The organism is Parvibaculum sp., from assembly GCF_035511255.1.
Taxonomy (GTDB): Bacteria; Pseudomonadota; Alphaproteobacteria; order Parvibaculales; family Parvibaculaceae; genus Parvibaculum.
In genome coordinates this window covers 1-4,554 of sequence record NZ_DATKFR010000462.1, presented here as the reverse complement: position 1 = coordinate 4,554, position 4,554 = coordinate 1, and the positions used below count along the sequence as shown (strand labels likewise).

General features: G+C 63.9%; 5 protein-coding genes and 1 pseudogene. 3 read left to right on the top strand and 3 right to left on the bottom strand.

What is annotated here, in order from left to right:
• The 3 genes and pseudogenes from VMR03_RS17205 to VMR03_RS17195 form a co-directional block, all read left to right on the top strand.
• Window positions 1–469 (top strand): annotated as a pseudogene (locus tag VMR03_RS17205) (AmpG family muropeptide MFS transporter); the annotation flags it as partial.
• A 257-nt stretch (window positions 470–726) separates the two neighbouring features.
• Window positions 727–1,614 carry a GNAT family N-acetyltransferase gene (locus VMR03_RS17200; RefSeq protein ID WP_414693198.1) on the top strand — a complete coding sequence of 296 codons (888 nt, stop codon included), beginning with the start codon at window positions 727–729 and terminating at the stop codon, window positions 1,612–1,614.
• A gap of 90 nt (window positions 1,615–1,704) precedes the next feature.
• Window positions 1,705–1,992, top strand: coding sequence for a WYL domain-containing protein (locus tag VMR03_RS17195; protein ID WP_325407393.1), 288 nt, complete (start codon window positions 1,705–1,707; stop codon window positions 1,990–1,992).
• A 50-nt stretch (window positions 1,993–2,042) separates the two neighbouring features.
• Here VMR03_RS17195 and VMR03_RS17190 read toward each other — a convergent pair whose 3' ends face one another.
• The 3 genes from VMR03_RS17190 to VMR03_RS17180 all read right to left on the bottom strand — a co-directional run.
• Window positions 2,043–2,489: a DUF4399 domain-containing protein gene (locus VMR03_RS17190; protein ID WP_414693197.1), complete on the bottom strand. Its 447-nt coding sequence runs from the start codon at window positions 2,487–2,489 to the stop codon at window positions 2,043–2,045.
• Between the two features lie 131 nt (window positions 2,490–2,620).
• Window positions 2,621–2,809 carry a Thivi_2564 family membrane protein gene (locus tag VMR03_RS17185; protein WP_325407387.1) on the bottom strand — a complete coding sequence of 63 codons (189 nt, stop codon included), beginning with the start codon at window positions 2,807–2,809 and terminating at the stop codon, window positions 2,621–2,623.
• 98 nt (window positions 2,810–2,907) lie between these two features.
• Window positions 2,908–4,554, bottom strand: a 1,647-nt coding sequence (locus VMR03_RS17180; RefSeq protein ID WP_325407385.1) for a phosphate acyltransferase, incomplete at its 5' end; no start/stop codon positions are given.

Below are 4,554 nucleotides of genomic sequence, written 5' to 3'. Positions count from 1 at the left end.
CATCCTGCGTTCGATGCTGGTCGGCGCCACCGCCGTTGCGCTCACCAATCTCCTCTTCTCCTGGCTTGCGACGCGCGGCAGCGACATCTCGGCGCTGACGATCGCCATCGGCGCCGAAAACTTCTCGGGCGGTTTCGCCGGCACCTGCCTCATCGCCTATATGTCGAGCCTGACCAACCACGAATTCACGGCGACGCAATATGCGCTCTTCAGTTCGGCCTATGCCTTGCCCGGCAAGCTTCTCGGCGGCACCTCGGGCCTGATGGTCGACTGGTGGGGCGCCGAGGGCCCGCTCCGGGATTTCCTGATGGCCCACGCACCCTCGCTGACCGCCAAGACGGCGGGCTATGTGCCTTTCTTCATCACCACCGGCCTGATGGGTGTTCCGGCGCTGCTGCTGATCTTCCATCTGCTCCGCCGCGAGCGGGCGGCGTCGACAGCCCTCGAATCGGGCTCCGCGCCCTCCTGAAAATTCCAGATTACAAACTTTTTAGATCAATCCTTTCAAAGGCTTAGTCCTGTCATACCGGTGACGCAAAGAAGTCGCACAAGATGGGACGAACCCTCGCCCTTTTCTTGGCTTCCGGGCGTGATAATGAAAGGATGGCTGAAATGGCCAGCCACACGTTATTGGCCAAGGTGACGGCGGATCGGCTGAAGGCCGGTCTGCCCGGTGTCGCTCCGCGTGCAAATGCCGGGGCGCGAGTGTTGACGGGGTTCGAACATATGACGTCGCCGCATCCGGACGCGACCGTCACGCAATTGCCCGAGGCGGTCGCCCGCGCGAAAGCGGGCGCGGCCCCTGTGAGCTTTGCGCGCAAGGGCTCGCTCGAAGTGCGTCTTGCAGGCAGCGCGCGCGAGATCGACGCGGCGCAGGCATTGCGCTATCGGGTGTTCTACGAGGAAATGTCGGCGCATCCCGACGCGGAAACGCGCGCGACGAAGCGCGATCGCGACCGCTTCGACGAATTTTGCGACCACCTTCTCGTTTTCGATCATGCGCTGGCGAACGGCGCGGAAGGCGACGACCTGCCGCTCGGCGCCGTCGTCGGCTGTTATCGTTTGCTGCGACAGGACGTGGCCGAGCGTCACGGCGGTTTCTACACGGCGAGCGAGTACGACATTGCGCCGCTCCTCCAGCGCGTCGGTGGGGATTTGCGCTTCCTCGAACTCGGCCGCTCCTGCGTGCTGCCGCCCTATCGCAACAAGCCGACGGTGGAGCTGCTCTGGCATGGCATTGCCCAATATGTGGCGATGCATAATCTCGATGTGATGTTCGGCTGCGCGAGCTTCGAGGGCACGAATCCTGCCGACCTCGCCCTGCCGCTTTCCTATCTCCATCACTTCCACATGACGCCGCCGGAATGGTATGTACGTGCCTTGCCGGATCGTTATGTCGAGATGAACTTGATCCCCAAGGATGAGATCAATCCGCGCGAGGCCTGGCGCACACTGCCGCCAATGATCAAGGGCTACATCCGGGCGGGCTGTTACATCGGCGACGGCGCCGTGGTGGACCAGCAGTTCGGCACGACCGACGTGCTGATCCTTTTTCCCGTGACGCAGATCGCCGAACGCTATCTCACCAAATTCGGCTCGTCCAAGCCCGCCTGACCGCAACAGCAGGACGCTTCGCGCGTTCTTTCGCGAAAGGTTCGACTGACGCGGGTAACAGGTGTGCCAAAGCCTCCGGGTTCCTTGCTGTTGCAATTGCAACGGGCCATCGCGCGGCGCCGGCGCCTGCGCGTCTGGTACGATCCGGGTTCGCGCGTCATCGAGCCTCACTGCCTCGGTTATGACGGAACGGGCGATCTTCTTTTGCGCGCCTACCAGACCGATGGCGCCAGCCGTTCAGGCGAGACCGAGCACTGGAAGATGCTGCGCGTCGACAAGCTCCACGCCATCGAGGAAGAAGGCGGAGTCTTTTCGCGCCCGCGTCCCGACTTCAACCGCGACGATCCGATCATCCGCCGCGTGATCGCCAGCGTCTGACTTTTCCGTCCGACGCTGGCGTGAAGGCGAAGCGGCACCGCCGCGCGAGGCTATTTTTCGACCGTGATGGTGATCTTCTTCGAGGCGAGCGGCGGGTTATGCGGAACATGAGACGCATCGCCCATGATGAGTTGCAGCGTGTGCTTGCCAGGTGCGAGCTCGACCGTGGTCTGCGTCTGTCCGCCGCCGAAATGGACGTGATGTTCGTCCGCCGGCAGCGGGTCGCCGAGCTCGTCGGCCGTTGGGAGATCGGTGTCGATCAGCAGATGGTGATGACCCGTCTTCGCCTTCTCAACGCCGGCGGGGGCGACACCCAGACCCTTGAGCCCGAAAACGACGGTCACCGGACTCTTCACCGTTGCACCGTCCTTCGGCGAGATGATGTAGGCCTCCGCGCCCGCGGGCCAGAAGGCGGCGGCCGGCGTCTCTTCGGCATGGGCGGAGACGAGAGGACCTCCTGCAAGCAGAAGCGCCGTTGCCAGTGTGGCCGATCTGATCGTTCCGGATTTCGTTATGCGCATGGCGTCCTCCTTGGTTTTGCGGAGGGTCATCTTCGCGTCCGGACGCAGCGGGGACAAGCCTTGCTGCGCCCGGATGCGGCGGAAAAAGTGTGCCGGATCGCAGAAGGCTATCCGACGTGGATGGCGCCGAGATTGCCGAGCAGGCCGAAAACCTGCAGCAGCCACAGCACGACCACGATGACCACCACCACGTTGAGGATCTGTTTGATCTTGCCGTCCATCGGAATGTAGTTGTTGACGAGCCAGAGCAGCACGCCAACGACGATCAGAATCACGATGATGTTAATGAGGGGCATGTCCGTCTCCTGGGGTCCAATACCAAGTAACGCACGGCCAGGCCGCTTCGTTCCGCCTGCGGCGGAAGTTTCCTCGGGCGACTTTGCCCGGGCCCGCTCTAGCGGTCGAGATTATAGGCCGCCAGCGCCGCCATGTTGACGAGATCGGAGACGTTGGAGCCGATCGGCGCGATCTGCACCGAGCGCTTCAGGCCGACCAGCAGCGGCCCCACCAGTGTCGAATTGCCGAGCACCTTGAGGAGCTTGGTTGAAATCGCCGCCGAATGGATCGCCGGCATGATGAGGACATTGGCTGTGTCGGAGAGGCGACAGAAGGGGTAAAGCGCCATCGCCTCGCGGCTCAGCGCGACGTCGGCGGCCATTTCGCCGTCGTACTCGAAATCGACCTGGCGGGCGTCGAGAATGGCGACCGCCTCGCGCAACCGTTCCGACCGCTCATGCATCGGGTTGCCGAAGGTGGACGACGACAGCATTGCGACACGCGGCTCGTAGCCGAGACGGCGGGCGACCTCCGCGGCCTGCGAGGCGATATCGGCGAGTTCTTCCGCCGTCGGCATTTCATGGACGTTGGTGTCGGCGACGAGCACCGTCTGGCCGCGCGCGACGACGAGAGTCACGCCGATGACGCGGCGTCCCTCGATCGGGTCGATGACCCTGAGCACGTCCTCGAGCGCCACGGCATAGTTGCGCGTGACGCCCGTCACCATGGCGTCGGCATCGCCGAGTTCGACCATCAGCGAGGAGAAGATGTTGCGGTCGTTGTTGACGAGGCGCACGCAGTCGCGGAAGAGATAGCCCTGCCGTTGCAGCCGCTTGTAAAGAAATTCCGCGTAAACCGAGTTACGGTCCGACAGGCGCGCGTTGCGAATGTCGAGATCGGTGTTGGGATCGAGGCCGATATTCCGCAGCGTCTCGCGCACCAATTCCTCACGCCCGACGAGGATCGGATGACCGAGGCCGGTGTCGCGGAAGGTGATGGCGGCGCGGATCACACGCTCCTCCTCGCCCTCGGCGAAGACGACGCGCTTGGGGTCGCGGCGCACCTTGTCGACGATGACCTGCAGCATGCCGGCGGTTGGCGAGAGCCGCGCCGAGAGCTGGTTCTTGTAGGCCTCCATGTCGACGATCGGATGGCGGGCGACGCCCGAATCCATCGCGGCCTTGGCCACGGCCGGCGGGATTTCGCGGATGAGGCGCGGATCGAAAGGCACGGGGATGATGTATTGCGGGCCGAAGCGCGGGCGTTCGCCCTGATAGGCGGCCGCGACCTCGTCCGGCACGTCCTCGCGGGCGAGCTTCGCGATCGCCTGGGCGCAGGCGATCTTCATGTCTTCGTTGATCTGCGTCGCGCGTACGTCGAGCGCGCCACGGAAGATGTAGGGAAAGCCGAGCACGTTGTTGACCTGGTTCGGATAGTCCGAACGGCCGGTGGCGACGATCGCGTCGTCGCGCACCGTCGCGACTTCCTCCGGCGTGATCTCGGGATCCGGATTGGCGCAGGCGAAGATGATCGGGCGCGGCGCCATCGACTTGATCATGGCGGGCGTAAAGGCGCCCTTCGCCGAAAGACCGAGCACGATGTCGGCGCCTTCCATGGCCTCTTCGAGCGTGCGTGCCTTGGTGGGAACGGCATGCGCCGACTTCCACTGGTTCATGCCCTCGGTGCGGCCCTGATAGATGACGCCCTTGGTGTCGCAGAGGAGCGCGTTTTCATGCGGCAGGCCCATCGCCTTGACGAGTTCGAG